Here is a 17,945-nt window from a genome sequence, read left to right on the forward strand (position 1 = left end):
CAAGCGGAAGAAACGGCTCAGAAAAAATCGGCACAAGAAGAAATAGTAAGCGGTAGGTAGTTGACAGTCAGTAGTTAACTGATAACTATCCGCTGACAATTGCCTACTGTCTACTCGTTTTGGAAGCCTCGGCCGGTCTGTAAAGTCCGAACGTGGCTTCTTTCTTTTTATATAGCCATTCTAACCGTATATTCATCTTGTGAGTAATGAATTAGTTATCAGTTCGACTCAGAAAGGTGATCGGATCGCACTCTTGCAAAACAAGAGATTGCTGGAGTATCACGAAGAAGAGTTAGACAGCAGCTTCACCGTTGGCGATCTATACTTAGGAACAGTCAAGAAACTATCATCAGGCCTTAACGCTGCTTTTGTGGATGTTGGCCATGAAAAAGATGGTTTTTTGCACTATCAAGACTTAGGGCCGAATATTAATTCGCTCAATAAGCTTGTTAAGGACATAATTGCCAAGCGCGTCAGTACCGGACGGCTCAACGATAACCAGTTGGAGCCAGTTATCGACAAAATCGGGAAAATCGATAAGGTACTGACGAAAAATGCTCCCATTCTGGTTCAGGTAGTTAAAGAACCTATCTCAACAAAAGGTCCACGCCTTTCCTGCGACATTTCTATTGCGGGGCGCTATTTAGTCCTCGTACCGTTTTCGGATGGGGTTAACCTATCTAAAAAAATTATCGACCGTGGCGAGCGGTCACGGCTGATACGGCTGATGTCGTCGCTGAAACCAAAAAACTTTGGCGTTATTGTCCGGACTGTTGCCCAGGACAAAGATGTTGAAGAACTCGACCGCGATCTGCAAAATTCACTTGCTAAGTGGGACCAGGCTATAAAATCCCTCGCTGATGCCAAGCCCCGCGACAGGGTGCTGGGCGAAATGAACCGTGCCTCCTCCATTCTGCGGGATATGCTCAATGAATCTTTTGAGAGCATCACCGTTGATACCCGTGAGTCGTTTGACGAAATCAGAGATTATATCCACACAATCGCCCCCGACAAAGAAAAAATCCTTAAACTTCATACTGGGAAAACAAAAGTTTTTGAAGCATTAGGGCTCGAAAAGCAACTTAAATCCTTATTTGGTCGGTCGGTAAGCTTGCCAGGCGGTGGTTATCTGATTATTGAACACACCGAAGCGTTGCACGTTATTGACGTAAACAGCGGCAATAAATCAAACTCTGAAGAAGACCAGGAGGCAACCGCAGTTAGTGTTAATCGTGAGGCAGCTAAAGAGATAGCCCGCCAGCTTCGGTTGCGTGACATGGGTGGTATTATCGTCGTAGATTTTATTGACATGAAGAAAGCAGACAACAAAAAGCTGCTTCAAGATATCATGCGCGATGAAATGAAACCCGAACGGTCGAAATTTACAATTCTTCCCCTGACGAAGTTTGGTCTAATGCAGATTACGCGCCAGCGTGTCCGGCCCGAAATGAATATCGTTACCCGCGAAGTTTGCCCAACTTGTGGTGGTACAGGTACAATTCAGGCCAGCGTCCTGGTAACAGATATCATCGAAAATAATCTCGATTACATTCTAACCAAGCAGAATGAACGCGGCATTTCCATTTCTATGAATCCATTCCTATACGCTTATTATACCAAAGGCATTTATTCCAAACAAGTGCAATGGTATATGAAGTATACAACATGGGTCAAGCTTGTGAAAGACACCTCGTTAGGTATTGTTAATTTCAAATTCTTTAATAAGTCTGGTGAAGAAATTGAAGTAAGTAGCAATGTTTAGGTGAGTGGTAAAATTTTACTACGTTTACTGTAAGCCAAGAGCCCGAATCAAAATCTTGATTCGGGCTCTTGGCTTATAAAGCTATCTAAATTTAATCAATGAAGGACCTCCATATCTATTAATTCTCCAAAAACTTCCTGACCAACTATGTCTTCAACTGACTCCACCGTGTTTATGTTTAGTAAAAGATCACGTAAGTCTTCAGTAATCTCATACGTTTGGTAGAGTTGACGATCAAAAAGAATGGGCGCCTGTTGAAGATCACATAACGAATATCTTGCTTCATTGAAGGCTGGCCGCAAAACGTCCTTTCTTGCACTACTATCTGTATGCGTTTGAGGCTCTAAGAATGAATGTATATAATTCCATCCTTCCCACTGTTCAGGATATCGAATTAGAAATGGCCAAAATTCATCATAAAGTTGCTGCATGGCCTCCTGACAATAAATCTCCCGATCACTTCGAACAATGGGCCGGATTGGCTTCAGACAATGCAATATGTTTGTCATATCCGGTTCGCGGTAACTCACGACGGGCACAATCGGTATACCGGTCGCATGAGATAAGTACCCGACCCCTTTGCGCGTCAAAACACGCCTATTACCAAGACGGACCGATAAAAACTGCGTCTCTTCACCTGCTTCGGGTGCTGTTTCAGCACTGCCATCAACAAAGACAATCAACGAACGGCCCGCCTTTAACTCTCGCAGAACTGTCAGTCCTGCCGATGGGCTACCAGCTTCAACCACGCGAAAAACATTCGTTAGTCCATGTTTTTTGCGCAAGCCCTCAATATGTTCTGCCATGCCATCGCCCTGAGTTCGATTCATGTTACTACCAACTAGTAGAACACAATCTATACCTTGGCGAAAAAGTACACTGGTCAAAAGTCGATACGAACCGAGGTGATAAGTACAATAAATCTTGGGCGTATCGGACTTCTTAAGAAGTTGGGACGCTCCGCGAAGTTTAACTAAATCACCAGCAGTCAGGCATTTCTGATCGAACGATGTAAAAATCTGCTGCAACAATAACTCCCTAAACATTGTTGCATGTTTCTGACGGGATATAGTAGGCAGGAAATTTTCGACAGTGGCAGAGAAAGTAGTAAACTTCATCAAGTACCCCCGTTCTTTTAGTAGATCTACCCGCTCGAAGTGGTCACGGCAGTGATCGAGCTCTTGTTTGTACAGTTGCTTTGCGGTTGGCATGGAACAAGCAGTTTAGCGAGTGGCTACCATCCGGGTAAGGTCCCAATCGTAGCAGCAAGGGCTTTTACCATCCTCTAACAAAAAATTAAAAAAATTGATTGATTCTTTTTTTGCAGCTTGCTGAGCAATAGATTTCAGAACTTGAACGGGTTTGATGGCGAATTGCTTTTTCATGATAATACGTTTGATTTGAAAGTTTGGTAGCTGTTGTTATTTGTTGGTCAGCACATTTGCACTGCCTTTTGATGATACAAAGCTACCGCCTATCACAAGGGGCATCAATCATGAAAAAGTCACAATTACCTTGTTGTAATTAGTCAAATATTACCACTATCTTAGTAGAAGTTTTGAATAAGAACGCAGTATGAAGGAAATTCGACTCACGCGGGGCTTCCTGAGCAAACCACTCAACAGTGTACTCATACTGTTGAGTATTACGGTGCTGATTGAGGCTGTTTCCTGGTCAATCGGCTATGATATTAAGTCTTATAAAATGCAGCGGGCAGGCGGCTTTTTACACTATACTGGTCTACTGTTTCGCTCAATGGTTATTCCAGAACTCTTTACCATCACTATTACTATTGGGCTGGTCAATCAATTCCATAAATGGCTTACCATAACAGCTGTTCAAAATAACTGGCGATCGATTGGCCGGTACCAGCTACGGTTTCTCCCCGTTCTACTAGTTGCCTTTGGCTTGTTTAATCCTGCCACCCAAACAGTTCGCTTCTTATTGGACCAGTTCCCCAATTATTCTCTTAAGAATTACTGGGAGGGCTATATTATTCACACGTTCACCTGGTCAACCTATTTCAAGTATTTATTTCCAGTACTTTTAATTGGGTACATTGCTATTAATGTCTCGCTTCTTTCTGACTACTTAAAGCAGCGCCGGGAAGCTCAAGAGGCAGCCGAAGCAGAAGCAGCGAAAGCCGCTCAGGATGCTTTAGCGTTGTCTGCTACATTCTTGCCAAAACCCATCACACCTTCGCCTTACCTAAGTTATCTAAAAGGAAAAAATCAACTTGGCGAATTAGATTTTCCAGTTAATGATGTTTATTATTTCACCATCGAAGAGCGATTTTATTACGCAGAGTTAGCAAAAGGGCGCTATCTGATCAGCAAAACGTTGAATGAATTAGAAACTGAGTTAGACCCTACGCAGTTTTTCCGCATCAAGCGAGATTATATAGTCAACCGACAGGCTGTGTTAAACTATGCATATTGGGAGAATGGTAAGTACATTGTTCGGCTCAATACACCCGAAGGACATGATATTATTGTTCCACGCGCCCGGATGCACGAATTCAGAGAGTGGCTACAGAATAACCAACGCCCTTATACTAACACCGACTCTTTAGCACAGTCTCTTACAAGTAGTTTTTGACAGCAATACCGTATCTCGGTAACTGGCGACAGCCATTCAACTGCAGTTTCTTGACAATGTGTGCTTTATGGTTTACGGCAGTTCTGTAGCTGATATTCAGTTGATCGGCGATGTCGCTGGTGGTATGTCCATTAGCAACCATTCGTAACACTTCTTTCTCACGCTGGGTTAATCGCTTAAGTTCGTCGCGGGTAGTATCGGATATCACCTCCATACCAAAGTTTTTAAGCAGGTCCATAAAGCCATTACTATAGTAATAGCCCCCGTTACTAACGGTCTGAAAACAGCGGTATAATTCTTCCAGGCCATCAGTTGCATAGAGGAATCCAAAGAAGCCAATTTGCATAGCGTTAGAAATCATCCGCATATCGGGATTGCGGGTGTATAATATAAATTTCGTTTGTTGATTTGATTGTTGCATCTGCTCAACAATATCAAAACTGCGCTGTCCTGAAATCTCTGACTCTAATATTACGCACTGGGGGCGCTTCACTCTGATTTGCTGGAGAGTATCTTCTACCTCAACGGCACGACCCACAACATTATAGCCTTGTTCCTTTAAAAGCTGGCTCAACACCTCACAGTTGAATAGCTCTGATTGCGCAACGAGGATCGAAAAATCCCGGCGACGAATCGCGAATTTTTTAGTGGTGTCCTCACCACTGTCCAATTGATTCATGGTCGTTTACATGTATAGATGGATCAATGTAACACGGGTGATCTCCATTCAGTAACACCTCGTGGATGAAATCACCAATTCTCCAGATGAAATCAACCATTTAGTCTAAACTTTTTAGTTGATTTCGTCCGGAAAAATGGTGATTTCACGCAGAACGGTTTGTTTCGAGTCCCTAAACGGGTCTACTTTTGATTATCCAAGTGCAAAACACATATTTGACTATCGTATCATGAATCAGGAAGAATCAGCAACAACTTTCGGCTACGAAGCCTCAGAAGAGGAAATCCAAAAGGTGATTTTAGCATGGGCACAGGCGACAGAAGCATTTCATTGTCGCTTCGCTAAGTTGGACCGAATTATAAATACGTTACAGACTGCGGCCCGCCGGCAGCCAAAAGCAAACCGGGCACGTTTAAATCGGCTTGTAGAATTGCGTCAATATATGGGCGACGTTCTGATGACTTTATTGCTGGACATGTCAGGTCAGAAGAATGGCCAGTCGTCCCAACTTTCTAAACCCGGACAACTCTACTCGCATGCTAGTTTGCTTGATGAGTTGAACCGAAAAATCGATGCCGAACTGATTAGCGTCACAACGGTAGCTCAGGCTTAGTGTTCACCCTCCCCAATGATAAAGGTCAGCCCCAGCTATATAAGCTGGGGTTTTTTATTTCCCCATCTATTGCCTTATCCTGAGATTACTGTACCAAGAAGACTTGAGATTTCAATGTCAATTCGTTTGAAGTGCATATACTCTGTTAACAATTGATCAGCCTCTTCGGGCGCTTTGCTACCCGACTCACGCAGAAGTTGCTGCAGAGTCGTCATACGCTGTTCAGCCAGCATCTTTTTTATTCGTAAGATGTTTCGGTAAGCGGCATCAGCTAAAATACCAATTTCTGCTTCCGAAGGTACAATGATCTCGTGCTTCAGCCAGCCATCACTGATTTCGTAACGTGGAGTGGTCAAATGAATTGCCTGATTCTGAATCTCTATTCCATCAGGTGAACGACGATTCATAAAATCACCGGCCGTCAGGATATTACCCTGGCTGTAGGCTTCTCGAAATAAGGCTAAAATAAGATCAAAAGGCGAGGTTTGAAATTCAATTTCGTGTAACTCACTCAATACATACTGGCAGAGCGTAATACCTGGCTCCAGTTCGCGAATTCCATAGTTTATCAACAATCGGATACATTCTTCCTCCTGATACGACAGGGGCGTTCTGACGAGCTTTACAGAATCAATAATAGAGACTTGGCCACGGCTAGGTGGCGAGTCGGAAGAAGCCGCTTCAGGTGACTCAGTGCCAAACCCATCCAGCAGTGAATTTATATCATCAATAGAGGGTTCCGACTGAACTGATTTATTACTTAACGTACCACCAGACCGATTTTGCCGCTCTGAATCCTTCTTGCTTTGTTCCTGCTGTTTCCGAAGCAATCGATTTATCTCCGAGATAACGGATTGCTCGCTAACGTGAAACACCTGCGATACGCGTTGAGAGAGCGTCTGTCGCTTAAGTGGGTCTGGAATCTTGGTAATGCTGGCACAAACATCGGAAATGCCCTCAGCGCGCTTAAGTGGATTATCACCTGCTTCAGTTAGCCATTGGCTGGCTTTGAAGTCAATAAAATCTTTGGCGTTTTCTCGAATATACGTCTTGAACGCTTCAACCCCGACTTTATGCACGTAACTGTCAGGGTCTTCCCCATCGGGCAAAAGTAATAATCTCAGATTCAAGCCCTCCTCCAATACCATATCCAAACCACGGAGGGCGGCTTTGATACCAGCCGCATCACCGTCGTAAAGAATTGTAACATTAGGCGTAAAACGAGAAATCAACTTTATCTGCTCGGTAGTAAGTGACGTACCCGACGAAGCAACTACGTTTTTAATACCGGCCTGATGTAGCGAAATAACATCTGTATATCCTTCTGTCAAGTAACAAACATCTTCTTGCCTGATAGCCTGTTTTGCTTGAAAGATACCGTATAGAACCTGACTTTTATGATAAACGGACGTTTCAGGCGAATTGAGGTATTTAGGTGGAGCACTACCCGACTGAATCTTGTCGGTTTTAAGAATTCTGGCCCCGAAGGCAATTACCCGACCCGACACATTATGAATCGGGAACATAACCCGCCCCCTAAATCGATCAAATGTTTTTTTATCGACACCAGAAGTACCTTCTTTAATCAAAATTAACCCGGCCTTTTCGAGCAAATCGCGGCTATATCCCCGGCGTAGGCCTTCTTTTAAAAGCGCGTCCCACTGATCAAGTGTGTACCCCAGTTCAAAGGCTTCGATTGTGGGATTAGTGAAACCTCGCTCCCGGAAATAACTTAACCCAATGCTTTTACCTTCCTCTGTCGTTTGAAGTGTTTCCTGAAAAAATGTTTTGGCGAAGTTTAGCACAATAAGTAAACTCTCGCGTTCATTTTGCCGCAATAAATCTTCCGGTGTTTGCTCTTGCTCCTCAATTTCAACACCGTATTTTTTTGCCAGATAGCGCAAAGCCTCACCGTAGCCGATATTCTCAATATCCATCACAAAGCGCACGGCATCGCCCGCTTTACCACAACCGAAGCATTTATAAATTTGCCGGGTGGGATTGACGTTGAATGACGGTGTCTTCTCGTTGTGGAACGGGCAGCAGGCAATGTAATTACTACCCCGTTTTTTAAGCGAAACGAAATCGTTTATTACCTCCAGAATGTCGGTTGATTGACGGATTCGTTCGACAGTTTCTTCAGGAATACGCATTAGGCAAATGCAGATTAGTTTGATTTATCAAATGTACGGCGAAAGTTGGGCCGTTGCCTACCCCATGCATGAAAGCCGAAAAAGCGGCATCACTGTAATCTCATAAGTAAGTAGTAAAAGGAGTAAGAATACAAAAGCGAGGAGTGAGACAATGCTCATACACTAGGTATTAGCATTGTCTCACTCCTCGCTTTTGTAGAACAAAAATACTTAATAGGCTCGCACCAGTTTGCCTTCCATAAAATTTACGAAAGCTTTATTAACGACATTGTTGCCGCCGGGTGTTGGATAATTACCTGTAAAATACCAATCGCCGGAGTGGTTAGGGCAGGCTTTATGAAGATTTTCGACTGTCTGATATATAACAGCAACCTCAGCTTGTAAGTCGGGGGGTGTAACAATCTGAGCTACTTTTCGGGATAATTCTTCGTGCGTAAACGGCTCAAACAAAGCTTTTACATAATTCTGTTTGCTGGCATTACCCGACTCTATAGCCGATACACATTGCCCGTAAACTTCGTCCAGCAACTCCTCCAGTCCCCGCTCACGAAGCAGTTCGAGTGCGGCCCGGAAACCAACGAATTCCTTGAACTTCGACATGTCAATGCCATAACAGTCAGGAAAACGAATTTGGGGGGCCGACGAAACAATAATAATTTTTTTGGGACCTAAGCGGTCCAGCATACGCAGGATACTTTTTTCGAGGGTTGTACCCCGCACAATGGAGTCGTCTACAACGACCACATTATCCTTGCCTTTTTTTATAACTTCAAATGTAGTGTCGTATACATGCGACACCATATCATCACGCTGCGAATCATCAGCGATGAACGTCCGCAATTTTACGTCTTTAGCAACCAGTTTCTCGATGCGTGGGCGAAATGAAAGTACCCGATCTAGCTCCTCCTCAAAGAGGATGCCATCCATAATGGCTTTTTTACGCTGTTTGGCCAGATAATCCTCCAGACCTTCCACCATCCCAAAGAAGGCCGTTTCAGCCGTGTTTGGAATGTAAGAGAATACAGTATTCTCAAGGTCGTAATCAATTTCTTTGAGAATCTGCGGAATGAGCAGTTTCCCCAAGGTTTTGCGTTCGTTGTAAATATCGGGATCAGTAGCGCGAGAGAAATAAATTCGCTCAAAACTGCACGATTTCTTCTCGATTGGTTTTACAAACTCCTGCTCGGCATACTCACCATATTTATCAATAATCAGTGCATGGCCAGGTTTAACTTCCTGAATAGCACTGTATTCTACGTTGAAAGCGGTTTTAATTGCCGGTTTTTCCGACGCAACGACCACAACTTCGTCATCAGCGTAGTAATAAGCGGGACGGATACCAGCAGGATCACGGGCCACAAAAGCGGCACCGTAGCCGGTCATACCAACCATTGCATAGCCCCCGTCAAAGTCGCGGCAGGAACGATGCAAAACACGTTGCATATCGAGGTTATCTTCGATAATATCTGATAAAACGGGGTTTTCGTAAATGCCCTTGAATCGCTCGAATACGCGTTGATTTTCCTCGTCCAAGAAATGGCCGATTTTCTCCATTACCGTTACGGTATCAACCTTATCCTTCGGATGCTGACCTAGTGAAACGAGTTTATCGAACAGTTCTTCAACATTTGTCATATTGAAATTGCCCGCCACAACTAAGTTACGACTTCGCCAATTGCTCTGCCGAAGCATTGGGTGACAATTTTCGATTTCATTGGCTCCGTGGGTGCCATAGCGCAAATGACCCATCCAAACTTCACCCGTAAAGGCAATGTTTTCCTGGAGCCATTTAGCATCTTTGGCCTTGTCTTTATTGCCTTTGAGTGCCTTGCGAAATTTTTTGTTGACCTTTTCGAAGATGTCCGTTACAGGTCGCTGATCGACTGAGCGGTAGCGACTAATGTAGCGATGCCCGGCTGGCACATCGAGTTTAATGTTGGCAATCCCGGCCCCGTCCTGACCGCGATTAACCTGCTTTTCCATTAGCAGGTAGAGTTTGTTGGCTCCGTAGAGCGCAGTCCCGTACTTATCAATATAATATTGGTACGGTTTGCGGAGCCTAATTAGGGCAATACCGCACTCATGTTTGATGGCGTCGCTCACGAGAGAGTTTGTCGAAACACGTTGATTTTAATCACTAATGGGGTAACGGCTCTACGTTGGCAATGGTTCGGCAGGGCGTCAAACAAAAATAGGAGAAAACAACAAACTAATTATTCTCTAAACGGTGCGATTTCGTAGCCCAACGGCTCATTAGCCTAAAAATAATGACCGATGAGAGGGTGCCAATCAAGGAGCCAACGAAAACATCTTCTACAAAATGTTGAAATAGATACACGCGTGAGTAGCCTGTCAACACACTTAGTGACAGCCAAAACCAGCCTCTACTCTTCCAGTTGTCCAAAAATGCCAAAAGGCCGAACATGGCAAAAGCCGTTATGGTGTGGCCTGATGGAAAACTGTTATAGCTGTAAATATCCAAACCTTCAACAATATGATAGTTGAAGGTTGAATGCTCAAAAAACTTAAGAGGGCGGGGCGAACCAAGAAAGATAATTTTCTTAAAAAACTCGGATGTTAATGATGATAAGACGAAACTTGCCAAAGCCATCAGCCCAATGCGCCAATTATAAACTGATAGAAGTATACAGATAACGACAAAAAAAATCCCATCGCCCATATAAGTAACGTATGGGAAAAGTATATCGGCAATGGAGCTATTACGACTATTAACCCACTGCATTAGCTGCTCCTGCGTATAAAACGATTGCAGGATACCAACCACAGCCAATAGTAGCGCGTAGGGAGCAAAAAAGAACCGGTTTTTACGTAACAAATCAAGTAACATCAGAAAATATAATCGAACTAATGGGTAGGAGCGGCTTTTTCAACAGTTATGCCTATACTCATAATGTTGAGCAGCGGATCCTGACGCATATACTGCCGAATTTGCATGGTGTACTTCCCTGTCTTAGGAAAGTGGTAATTACGCTTTATCAGAAACTTGTGATCAAAGAGATCACCGAGCCCATCGCCATTGGGTTTGCCGGTTTTGGGGTCCATTAGGACCAATTCATCCAATCTGGATTCAATTTCCTTACCGGTAGCATCGCGTAGATAGCGAGTCAAATAAAGATTAAAGTAGCCGTAAGACAGGCTGTTGCGAAGATTATAATAAATATTGTAGGGCTGAGACGCATCAGTGATCTCGAACGAGAACGAGGGCGCGTTTTTAATGTACCATTTCCCATCCTCGATATCGGTATATTCTTTATAAACTGCATTTGTGTCGCAGCCGCCGATCAGCAACGCTATACATAGTACCAATCCCAATCGTCTCATAAACCTAACTCGAAATAGTCTGCAAAGCTACGACGGGACTGCTGGCTTTTCAAACGGCAAAAAACTACTTGAATAGTTACAAAACGATAAGAATAGTTTAGATTTGTTTTATGGAAAAGTTAACCGCTAAAGAAGAGGAGGTAATGCAGGTACTCTGGAAAATGGAGCAAGGCTTCGTGAAGGATATGGTTCCACAGTTTATCAATCCTCCCTTGCACTATAATACAGTATCGACCATTGTTCGAAACCTTGAAGAGAAAGGCTACGTTGGTCACAAAGCCTACGGCAACACGCACGAATACTACCCTATTATTAGTAAAGAAGCTTACCAGAACCAGTTTGTATTGAAGAAAGTAGTCGATGATTATTTCGATAATTCATACAAAAACTTAGTGAGTTACTTTGCTCAGCATGAAAAAATCTCAGCCGATGAACTTCGGGAGATTCTGGCCATGATCGAGAAAAAGTAAGCAGATAGCAAAAATTAAGTTGACGAATCAGCAAAAATTAACCCCGACTAGTTAGATCGGGGTTAGTTATCAGGATATTTTATCGTTCGGTTCAGGCCTTGGTGAATTACCTTCCGGACCTCTGGACTTTTTCTTTTTCTTCTTAGCAGGCGTCCGGGCAGTATACTTGGCGTCCAACTTCTGTAGATCACTATTGAGAGTGGCTGCCGTAGCATGCTCCTTTTCGCCCACTGGTGTCAACACGTCAAACGATTCGGGAACAACACCGTTTTTGTTCAACTCAACAATTTCCAAGACACGAATGATAGGCAGTGGATACCAGGTACTTTCGGCTCCATAACCAAACCACATGAGTTTACGGAAAATGTCGGTCTTCTGTAAATAGGCCCGTCCTTTCTGCGTTTCCAGCGGTTTTTCAATCGTTGGAATATCACGTAAGGCATCCATGTAAGTATCTAATTCGTAGTTCAGGCAACATTTTAAGCGTCCGCACTGGCCTGACAGTTTCGCCGGATTCAGCGACAAGTTCTGATACCGAGCCGCCGAGGTAGCAATGTTTTTAAAATCCGTTAGCCATGTTGAGCAGCAGAGTTCGCGCCCACAGGATCCGATACCACCGAGTCGACCGGCTTCCTGCCGAAGACTGATCTGCCGCATCTCGATTCGGGCTTTAAATTCACCCGCCAGCATCTTGATTAACTCACGAAAATCAACACGCTCTTCCGACGAATAATAAAAGGTTGCTTTTGTACTATCTGACTGAAATTCGACGTCAGACAGTTTCATATTGAGCTTCAACTCACGGGCAATTTCGCGCGAGCGATATAGAGCTGGAAGATCACGTAGAACAGCTTGTTCGTGCCGTTCAAGATCTTTAGGGGTCGCAATTCGATGAACAACTTTCGTATCATCGGTAATCTTGACAGCTCGTTTTTTTACCTGTAATCGCACTAGCTCGCCTTGCAGCGAGACCGACCCTATATGAAAGCCCGATTGCATTTCAACCACAACATAGTCGCCGGTGGTAAGATCGAGCTGGTGAACATTACGGTGATATTCTTTCCGTCCACCCTTAAATTTCACTTCAATTACGTCGTATCGTTGGCCTGGCATGGCGATGTCACTTAGCCAGTCGAATGAGTTCAATTTATTGCAGCCTCCGGTGCTACACCCTCCGCTCCCACATCCGGTGGTGGCCGTTTTTTGACCATCGGATGCGCCACCTTGGGTTCCACACCCACCGGTTGCACATGATTTGCAAGACATATATTTATATATAATTTACGACGTACGGTACACGAATTAAAATCACGAAAATCGTAATTCACAACGGGGATCGCCCGCATGGTCGTGTACTGTAAATCAGTTAGTCGGAATACCGAATCAGGTCAACCCCAATATCTTTTCGGTACTGCTTTCCGTCAAATTGTACCATCCGGGCCGCTTCCTGCGACTTCCTGACGGCGTTTTCAAGTGAATTGGCCTGAGCCGTAATAGCCAGCACCCGCCCACCATTGGTCAACACGTGACCGTTTTTTTCCAGCGTTCCGGCATGAAACGCCATTACATCTTCTAAACGCCCTAACTCTGAAATGATTTTACCGGTTTCGTAATCACCGGGATAACCACCTGATACAAGCATCGTTGTTACAGCCGTTTGGGGTGATACCTGAATCACAACTTTGTCAAGTTCGCCATCAGCAGTAGCGGCCATCAATTCAACAAAATCGCTTTGAATTCGGGGCAGTACAACTTCGGTTTCTGGATCCCCCATGCGCGCGTTGTATTCGATTACATAAGGCTCACCGTTTACCTTCATTAAACCGATAAAAATAAATCCCTGGTACTTAATACCTTCCTGTTGCAATCCCGCCAATGTTGGTTTCACAACCTTATCCTCAACTTTCTGTAAAAAAGCTTTACTAGCAAAAACTACTGGCGAAACCGCCCCCATACCGCCCGTATTAGGACCTGTGTCTTCTTCGCCAATACGTTTATAGTCCTTAGCTTCGGGCAAAATTTTGTAGTTGACGCCATCAGTTAGAACGAATACCGACAATTCAACGCCCCGCAAAAACTGCTCTATTACAACTTTACTTCCTGCTTCGCCAAACTTTTGTCCGTCAATCATTTCACGCAGAGCTGTTTGTGCATCAATCAGCGTTTCGGCAATAATAACACCCTTACCAGCCGCCAGTCCATCAGCTTTTATTACAACTGGCAACGAATGTTTCCCCAAATAGTCAAGCCCTTCCTGAAGCGTTTCAGCCGTGAACGTTTGCGACGCAGCCGTAGGAATGCCGTAGCGGTTCATGAATTGTTTGGAAAAATCTTTACTTCCCTCTAATTGCGCACCATTTGCATCGGGTCCGACAATACGTAAACTAGACAAATCAGGTTGCTTACGAAGGAAATCGACAATGCCTTTCACTAATGGTTCTTCTGGACCAACAATCAGAAGGTCAATCTCCTGGTCTCGAACGGCTTTGGCAACTGCCGAAAAATCATTGTAGCCAATGGGTAAGTTGGTAGCTACCTGCGCGGTTCCAGCATTACCCGGTGCAACAAACAACTTGGTACACAATGGACTTTGCGCTAACTTCCAGGCAAAGGCGTGTTCGCGCCCACCCGATCCTAGTATTAGTATATTCATAGAAAATAATGACCGGGTCGCCGGTGCGATGATGAATTATGGCCGGGCTGGCATTTCAGCGAAAAATAACAGCTAGCCTAAGCTAGTTCATCATTCATCGCTGAAACGCCAGCCCGTCATTATCTATCATTTAGTTAGCTACTTCCGACAGGAATTTTATACGCATTAAGCGTAGATCTTGCTCGGTGAAATCGTCGCCCCCAAATTCGTGCATAGCCACCGCGATGTTGTCGCTTTCGGCCCGCATGAAATAGTCGAAAATTTCGTCCTGTCGGTCTTTGTCCATTACCTGATTAACGTAGTAATCGAGGTTGAGTCGCGTACCGGAGTAACAGATATGTTCAATTTCCTCCATCAAGTCTTCCATTGCCAACGACTTCGACTCAGCAATCTCGTCTAAATCAACCTTCCGGTCAATCTGCTGGATAATAAAAATCTTGACTTTTGATTTATTAACGGTAGACTTTATAACTACGTCCTTGTCCGTCTCTATTTCATTTTCTTCGACGTATTTCGTAATAAGGTCGATGAACTGCCGGCCAAATTTTTGGACCTTACCCATCCCCACGCCGTTAATTTGCGCCATCTCCTCACGCGTAGTGGGGTAGGTTGTCGCCATCTCCTCCATGGATGTCTCCTGAAAGATAACGTAGGGCGGCAGGTTCTTCTCTTTGGCGACTTTCTTCCTGAGGGCTTTGATCAGTCCCAGCAGTTGTTCGTCATACGCTACGCCACCAGACGACGGAGACGAATCTTTGTCTTCGTCGTCTTTTATATCGATAGCCTGTTGCTCATAATCATGATCCTTCGATAACATGATCGGGTATGGATCTTCGATGTAATTCAGCCCACGCTGTGACAGTCTTAGAATGCCGTAGTTATCAACATCCTTTTCGAGATAGCCATAAATCGTAATTTGTTTAATAAGCGAGCACCAATAGTGACACTCTTCATTGAACTCCCGTCCCTTACCGTATACGGGGAGTTTATCGTGTTCGTAACTAGTCACATATTGGTTACCAGTGGCCGTCAACACATCGGCTAAGTGGGCCACATCGAAACGTTGGTCCGTTTGCAGCACTGTTTGTAGCGCCAGAACAACCTCATGTTGCACTTTAAATTTCTCCGACGATTTCAGGCAGTTATCACAGAACCCGCAATCTTTATCCACAAATTCTCCAAAATAACCAAGTAGCTGCCGACGACGACACACACCAAGATTTGCGTACGAGACCATTTCGGTCAGCAGATGCTTTGCGTTGTCACGCTCGGTAACGGGCTTGTCTTTATTGAATTTTTCGAGCTTAACGATATCGTCGTAGCTGTAAAACATCAGGCAGTTGCCTTCCATCCCATCACGTCCGGCCCGGCCTGTCTCCTGATAATAACCTTCGAGCGATTTTGGCGCATCGTAGTGAATGACGAACCGAACGTCAGGTTTATCAATACCCATGCCAAACGCAATAGTGGCGCAGATAACGTCCACATCTTCGTTCAGAAAAGCATCCTGATTGTTCATTCGTGTTACCGGGTCCAAACCAGCATGGTAGGGTAACGCTTTTACATCATTAACGCGAAGGAGTTCTGCAATTTCTTCAACCGTCTTTCGACTCAGGCAGTAGATGATTCCCGACTTTCCTTTGTTTTGTTTTATGTACTTAATGAGTTGCTTTTTAGCGTCGACCTTCGGCTTTATCTCGTAGTATAAATTCTTTCGATTGAAGGATGTCTTATACAAATTTGCATCCTCCATTTGCAGGTTCTTCTGAATATCCTGCTGCACTTTGGGCGTAGCTGTTGCCGTAAGTGCTATAACGGGCAAGTTGCCGATATTATCAACGATACCCCGAATTTTACGGTACTCTGGCCGGAAGTCATGCCCCCATTCAGAGATACAGTGTGCTTCGTCGATAGCGACGAACGAGATGTTCGCTTTCTTTAAAAAATCCAAGTTTTCTTCCTTGGTCAGCGACTCGGGCGCAATGTAAAGCAACTTAAGGGTGCTGTTAAGCGTATCCCTTTTAACCTTATTAATCTCCGCCTTTGAGAGCGTCGAATTAAGGAATTGCGCATTAATACCAAACGCGTTTAGTTGATCAACCTGATTCTTCATCAGGGCAATAAGGGGCGAAATAACAACGGCGGTACCCTCGCTCACAATAGCGGGCAGTTGATAACATAGCGACTTGCCAGCACCCGTGGGCATGATAACGAAGGTGTTTCGACCTGCCAGAATGCTATGAATAATAGCTTCCTGTTCGCCCCGGAACTGACTATACCCAAAAATTTCTTTTAGCCGCTCTTTAAGTGTCGTATTGACCGACTGATCAACCTGCATCATTCTACAAATCGTACAAAAGTTACTTTACTCTATATGCTTGCCTTATCTTTGCTTTATAAAGTTAGCGAATATACACAGCAAACCATTCCTGATTATCAAAACTGACGTTGAAAGTAATAAAAAATCCCAAGACTATTGCCCGTTCGGTTTTGTTAGCCGAAGCCGAAGCAATCCGCAACGCTGTTGATTTGCTCGATGAACAATTCGATGCAACGGTTGAAACGATACTAAATACATCAGGTCGACTGGTGGTAACGGGTGTAGGAAAAAGCGCGCTTATTGGCCAGAAAATCGTGGCTACCATGAACTCAACGGGCACACCATCCTTGTTCATGCATGCAGCCGATGCTATTCACGGCGACTTGGGCATGATTCAGAATGATGATGTGGTAATGCTAATTTCGAAGAGCGGTAATACAGCCGAAATTAAGGTGCTGATACCTTTATTGAAGCGAATGGGCGTTTGTCTAATTGCACTTGTGAGTGCCCGCGACTCGTACTTGGCTCAACATGCTGATTACATTCTTCACGCCTATGCCGAATACGAGGCCGACCCGCTCAATCTGGCTCCTACTACAAGTACAACTGTTGCGCTGGCTTTAGGCGATGCGCTGGCTATTAGTCTGTTGGAAATTCGTGGGTTTACGCGGCAGGATTTTGCCCGTTACCATCCTGGTGGATCGCTTGGCAAAAAGCTATATTTGAAAGTGGCTGATATTTTTCCACATAATCAGTGCCCCCAGGTATCGCTCAGTACCTCTGTGAAAGACGTAATTTTCACTATTTCGGCCAATCGATTAGGCGCAACGGCTGTTGTGGATGAAGCCGGTTTGCTGGTTGGTATTGTAACAGACGGTGATATCCGGCGAATGGCCTACGATCATGATTTGTTCTGGCAACTCTACGCACAGGATGTTATGACATCCATGCCCGTTTGTGTGGGTCCCGACGAATACGCTGTAGCGGCTTTACAATTAATGCAGGAACGAGATGTTACACAGCTTGTCGTAACTGAAGAGCGTCGGGTACTGGGTTTTATACATCTACACGATTTACTACGAGAGGGGCTGGTTTAACCACCAGACAAGTGCGTTTTAACCCAGCAGAAGGCATTAAAATGCCTCTTCCGCATAGCATCCGCCAGCCAGGGCATCTGATGCTTAGATTAATTCTGTTTAATGTATTCAAAGAGTTGTTAAACAAAATCCACAGTGTGGATTCCCCACAATGGGGGAAATATTCCACAGTCTACACTCATACTTTATACTGTACAGGTAGCATAATCCAAATTTAATTTCCACTAAGGTTATGCATCACAGACACTTAGCCTAAAT

General features: G+C 44.4%; 15 protein-coding genes. 5 read left to right on the top strand and 10 right to left on the bottom strand.

What is annotated here, in order from left to right:
- Window positions 1-199 precede the first annotated feature (199 nt).
- Window positions 200-1,762 (top strand): Rne/Rng family ribonuclease, encoded by a 1,563-nt coding sequence (locus ACFS25_RS19795; RefSeq protein WP_381504431.1) that lies wholly within the window; start codon window positions 200-202, stop codon window positions 1,760-1,762.
- Between the two features lie 95 nt (window positions 1,763-1,857).
- Here the strand turns inward: ACFS25_RS19795 and ACFS25_RS19800 are convergent, their stop codons facing one another.
- Together ACFS25_RS19800 and ACFS25_RS19805 are read right to left on the bottom strand one after the other, a co-directional pair.
- Window positions 1,858-2,973 carry a lysophospholipid acyltransferase family protein gene (locus tag ACFS25_RS19800; RefSeq protein WP_381504433.1) on the bottom strand — a complete coding sequence of 372 codons (1,116 nt, stop codon included), beginning with the start codon at window positions 2,971-2,973 and terminating at the stop codon, window positions 1,858-1,860.
- 12 nt (window positions 2,974-2,985) lie between these two features.
- On the bottom strand, window positions 2,986-3,147 hold the full coding sequence (locus ACFS25_RS19805) for a hypothetical protein (RefSeq protein WP_381504435.1): 162 nt from the start codon (window positions 3,145-3,147) through the stop codon (window positions 2,986-2,988).
- 190 nt (window positions 3,148-3,337) lie between these two features.
- Between ACFS25_RS19805 and ACFS25_RS19810 the strand changes: the two genes are divergently transcribed.
- Window positions 3,338-4,360, top strand: coding sequence for a LytTR family DNA-binding domain-containing protein (locus tag ACFS25_RS19810; RefSeq protein WP_381504437.1), 1,023 nt, complete (start codon window positions 3,338-3,340; stop codon window positions 4,358-4,360).
- Here ACFS25_RS19810 and ACFS25_RS19815 read toward each other — a convergent pair.
- A complete protein-coding gene (locus tag ACFS25_RS19815) occupies window positions 4,344-5,039 on the bottom strand; it encodes a LuxR family transcriptional regulator (protein WP_381504439.1) in 696 nt (231 codons plus the stop codon). The genes ACFS25_RS19810 and ACFS25_RS19815 overlap by 17 nt on opposite strands.
- 229 nt (window positions 5,040-5,268) lie before the next feature.
- Here ACFS25_RS19815 and ACFS25_RS19820 point away from each other — a divergent pair, with 229 nt between their 5' ends.
- Entirely contained in the window at window positions 5,269-5,652 is a 384-nt protein-coding gene (locus tag ACFS25_RS19820; protein ID WP_381504441.1) for a hypothetical protein, read from the top strand.
- Window positions 5,653-5,726: 74 nt separating this feature from the next.
- Here the strand turns inward: ACFS25_RS19820 and dnaG are convergent, their stop codons facing one another.
- The 4 genes from dnaG to ACFS25_RS19840 all read right to left on the bottom strand — a co-directional run bounded on the left by dnaG (window position 5,727) and on the right by ACFS25_RS19840 (window position 11,147).
- A complete protein-coding gene (gene dnaG / locus ACFS25_RS19825; RefSeq protein ID WP_381504443.1) occupies window positions 5,727-7,805 on the bottom strand; it encodes a DNA primase in 2,079 nt (692 codons plus the stop codon).
- A gap of 210 nt (window positions 7,806-8,015) precedes the next feature.
- The gene (locus ACFS25_RS19830) at window positions 8,016-9,908 is read right to left on the bottom strand and encodes an amidophosphoribosyltransferase (protein WP_381504446.1); all 1,893 of its coding nucleotides are present in this window, start codon (window positions 9,906-9,908) and stop codon (window positions 8,016-8,018) included.
- 106 nt (window positions 9,909-10,014) lie between these two features.
- A complete protein-coding gene (locus ACFS25_RS19835; RefSeq protein ID WP_381504448.1) occupies window positions 10,015-10,653 on the bottom strand; it encodes a phosphatase PAP2 family protein in 639 nt (212 codons plus the stop codon).
- Window positions 10,654-10,670: 17 nt separating this feature from the next.
- Window positions 10,671-11,147 (bottom strand): gliding motility lipoprotein GldH, encoded by a 477-nt coding sequence (locus ACFS25_RS19840; protein WP_381504450.1) that lies wholly within the window; start codon window positions 11,145-11,147, stop codon window positions 10,671-10,673.
- A 110-nt stretch (window positions 11,148-11,257) separates the two neighbouring features.
- Between ACFS25_RS19840 and ACFS25_RS19845 the strand changes: the two genes are divergently transcribed.
- Window positions 11,258-11,617 carry a BlaI/MecI/CopY family transcriptional regulator gene (locus tag ACFS25_RS19845; protein ID WP_381504451.1) on the top strand — a complete coding sequence of 120 codons (360 nt, stop codon included), beginning with the start codon at window positions 11,258-11,260 and terminating at the stop codon, window positions 11,615-11,617.
- 69 nt (window positions 11,618-11,686) lie between these two features.
- Here ACFS25_RS19845 and ACFS25_RS19850 read toward each other — a convergent pair whose 3' ends face one another.
- From ACFS25_RS19850 to recQ, 3 genes are all read right to left on the bottom strand, one after another.
- Entirely contained in the window at window positions 11,687-12,883 is a 1,197-nt protein-coding gene (locus tag ACFS25_RS19850; protein WP_381504453.1) for a PSP1 domain-containing protein, read from the bottom strand.
- Window positions 12,884-12,983: 100 nt separating this feature from the next.
- Entirely contained in the window at window positions 12,984-14,270 is a 1,287-nt protein-coding gene (gene purD / locus ACFS25_RS19855) for a phosphoribosylamine--glycine ligase (RefSeq protein WP_381504455.1), read from the bottom strand.
- A gap of 130 nt (window positions 14,271-14,400) precedes the next feature.
- A complete protein-coding gene (gene recQ, locus ACFS25_RS19860) occupies window positions 14,401-16,611 on the bottom strand; it encodes a DNA helicase RecQ (RefSeq protein ID WP_381504457.1) in 2,211 nt (736 codons plus the stop codon).
- Between the two features lie 107 nt (window positions 16,612-16,718).
- Between recQ and ACFS25_RS19865 the strand changes: the two genes are divergently transcribed.
- Window positions 16,719-17,687: a KpsF/GutQ family sugar-phosphate isomerase gene (locus ACFS25_RS19865; RefSeq protein ID WP_381504458.1), complete on the top strand. Its 969-nt coding sequence runs from the start codon at window positions 16,719-16,721 to the stop codon at window positions 17,685-17,687.
- Window positions 17,688-17,945 lie beyond the last annotated feature (258 nt).

Source organism: Spirosoma flavum (genome assembly GCF_042686045.1).
In the GTDB taxonomy this organism is placed as follows: domain Bacteria; phylum Bacteroidota; class Bacteroidia; order Cytophagales; family Spirosomataceae; genus Spirosoma; species Spirosoma flavum.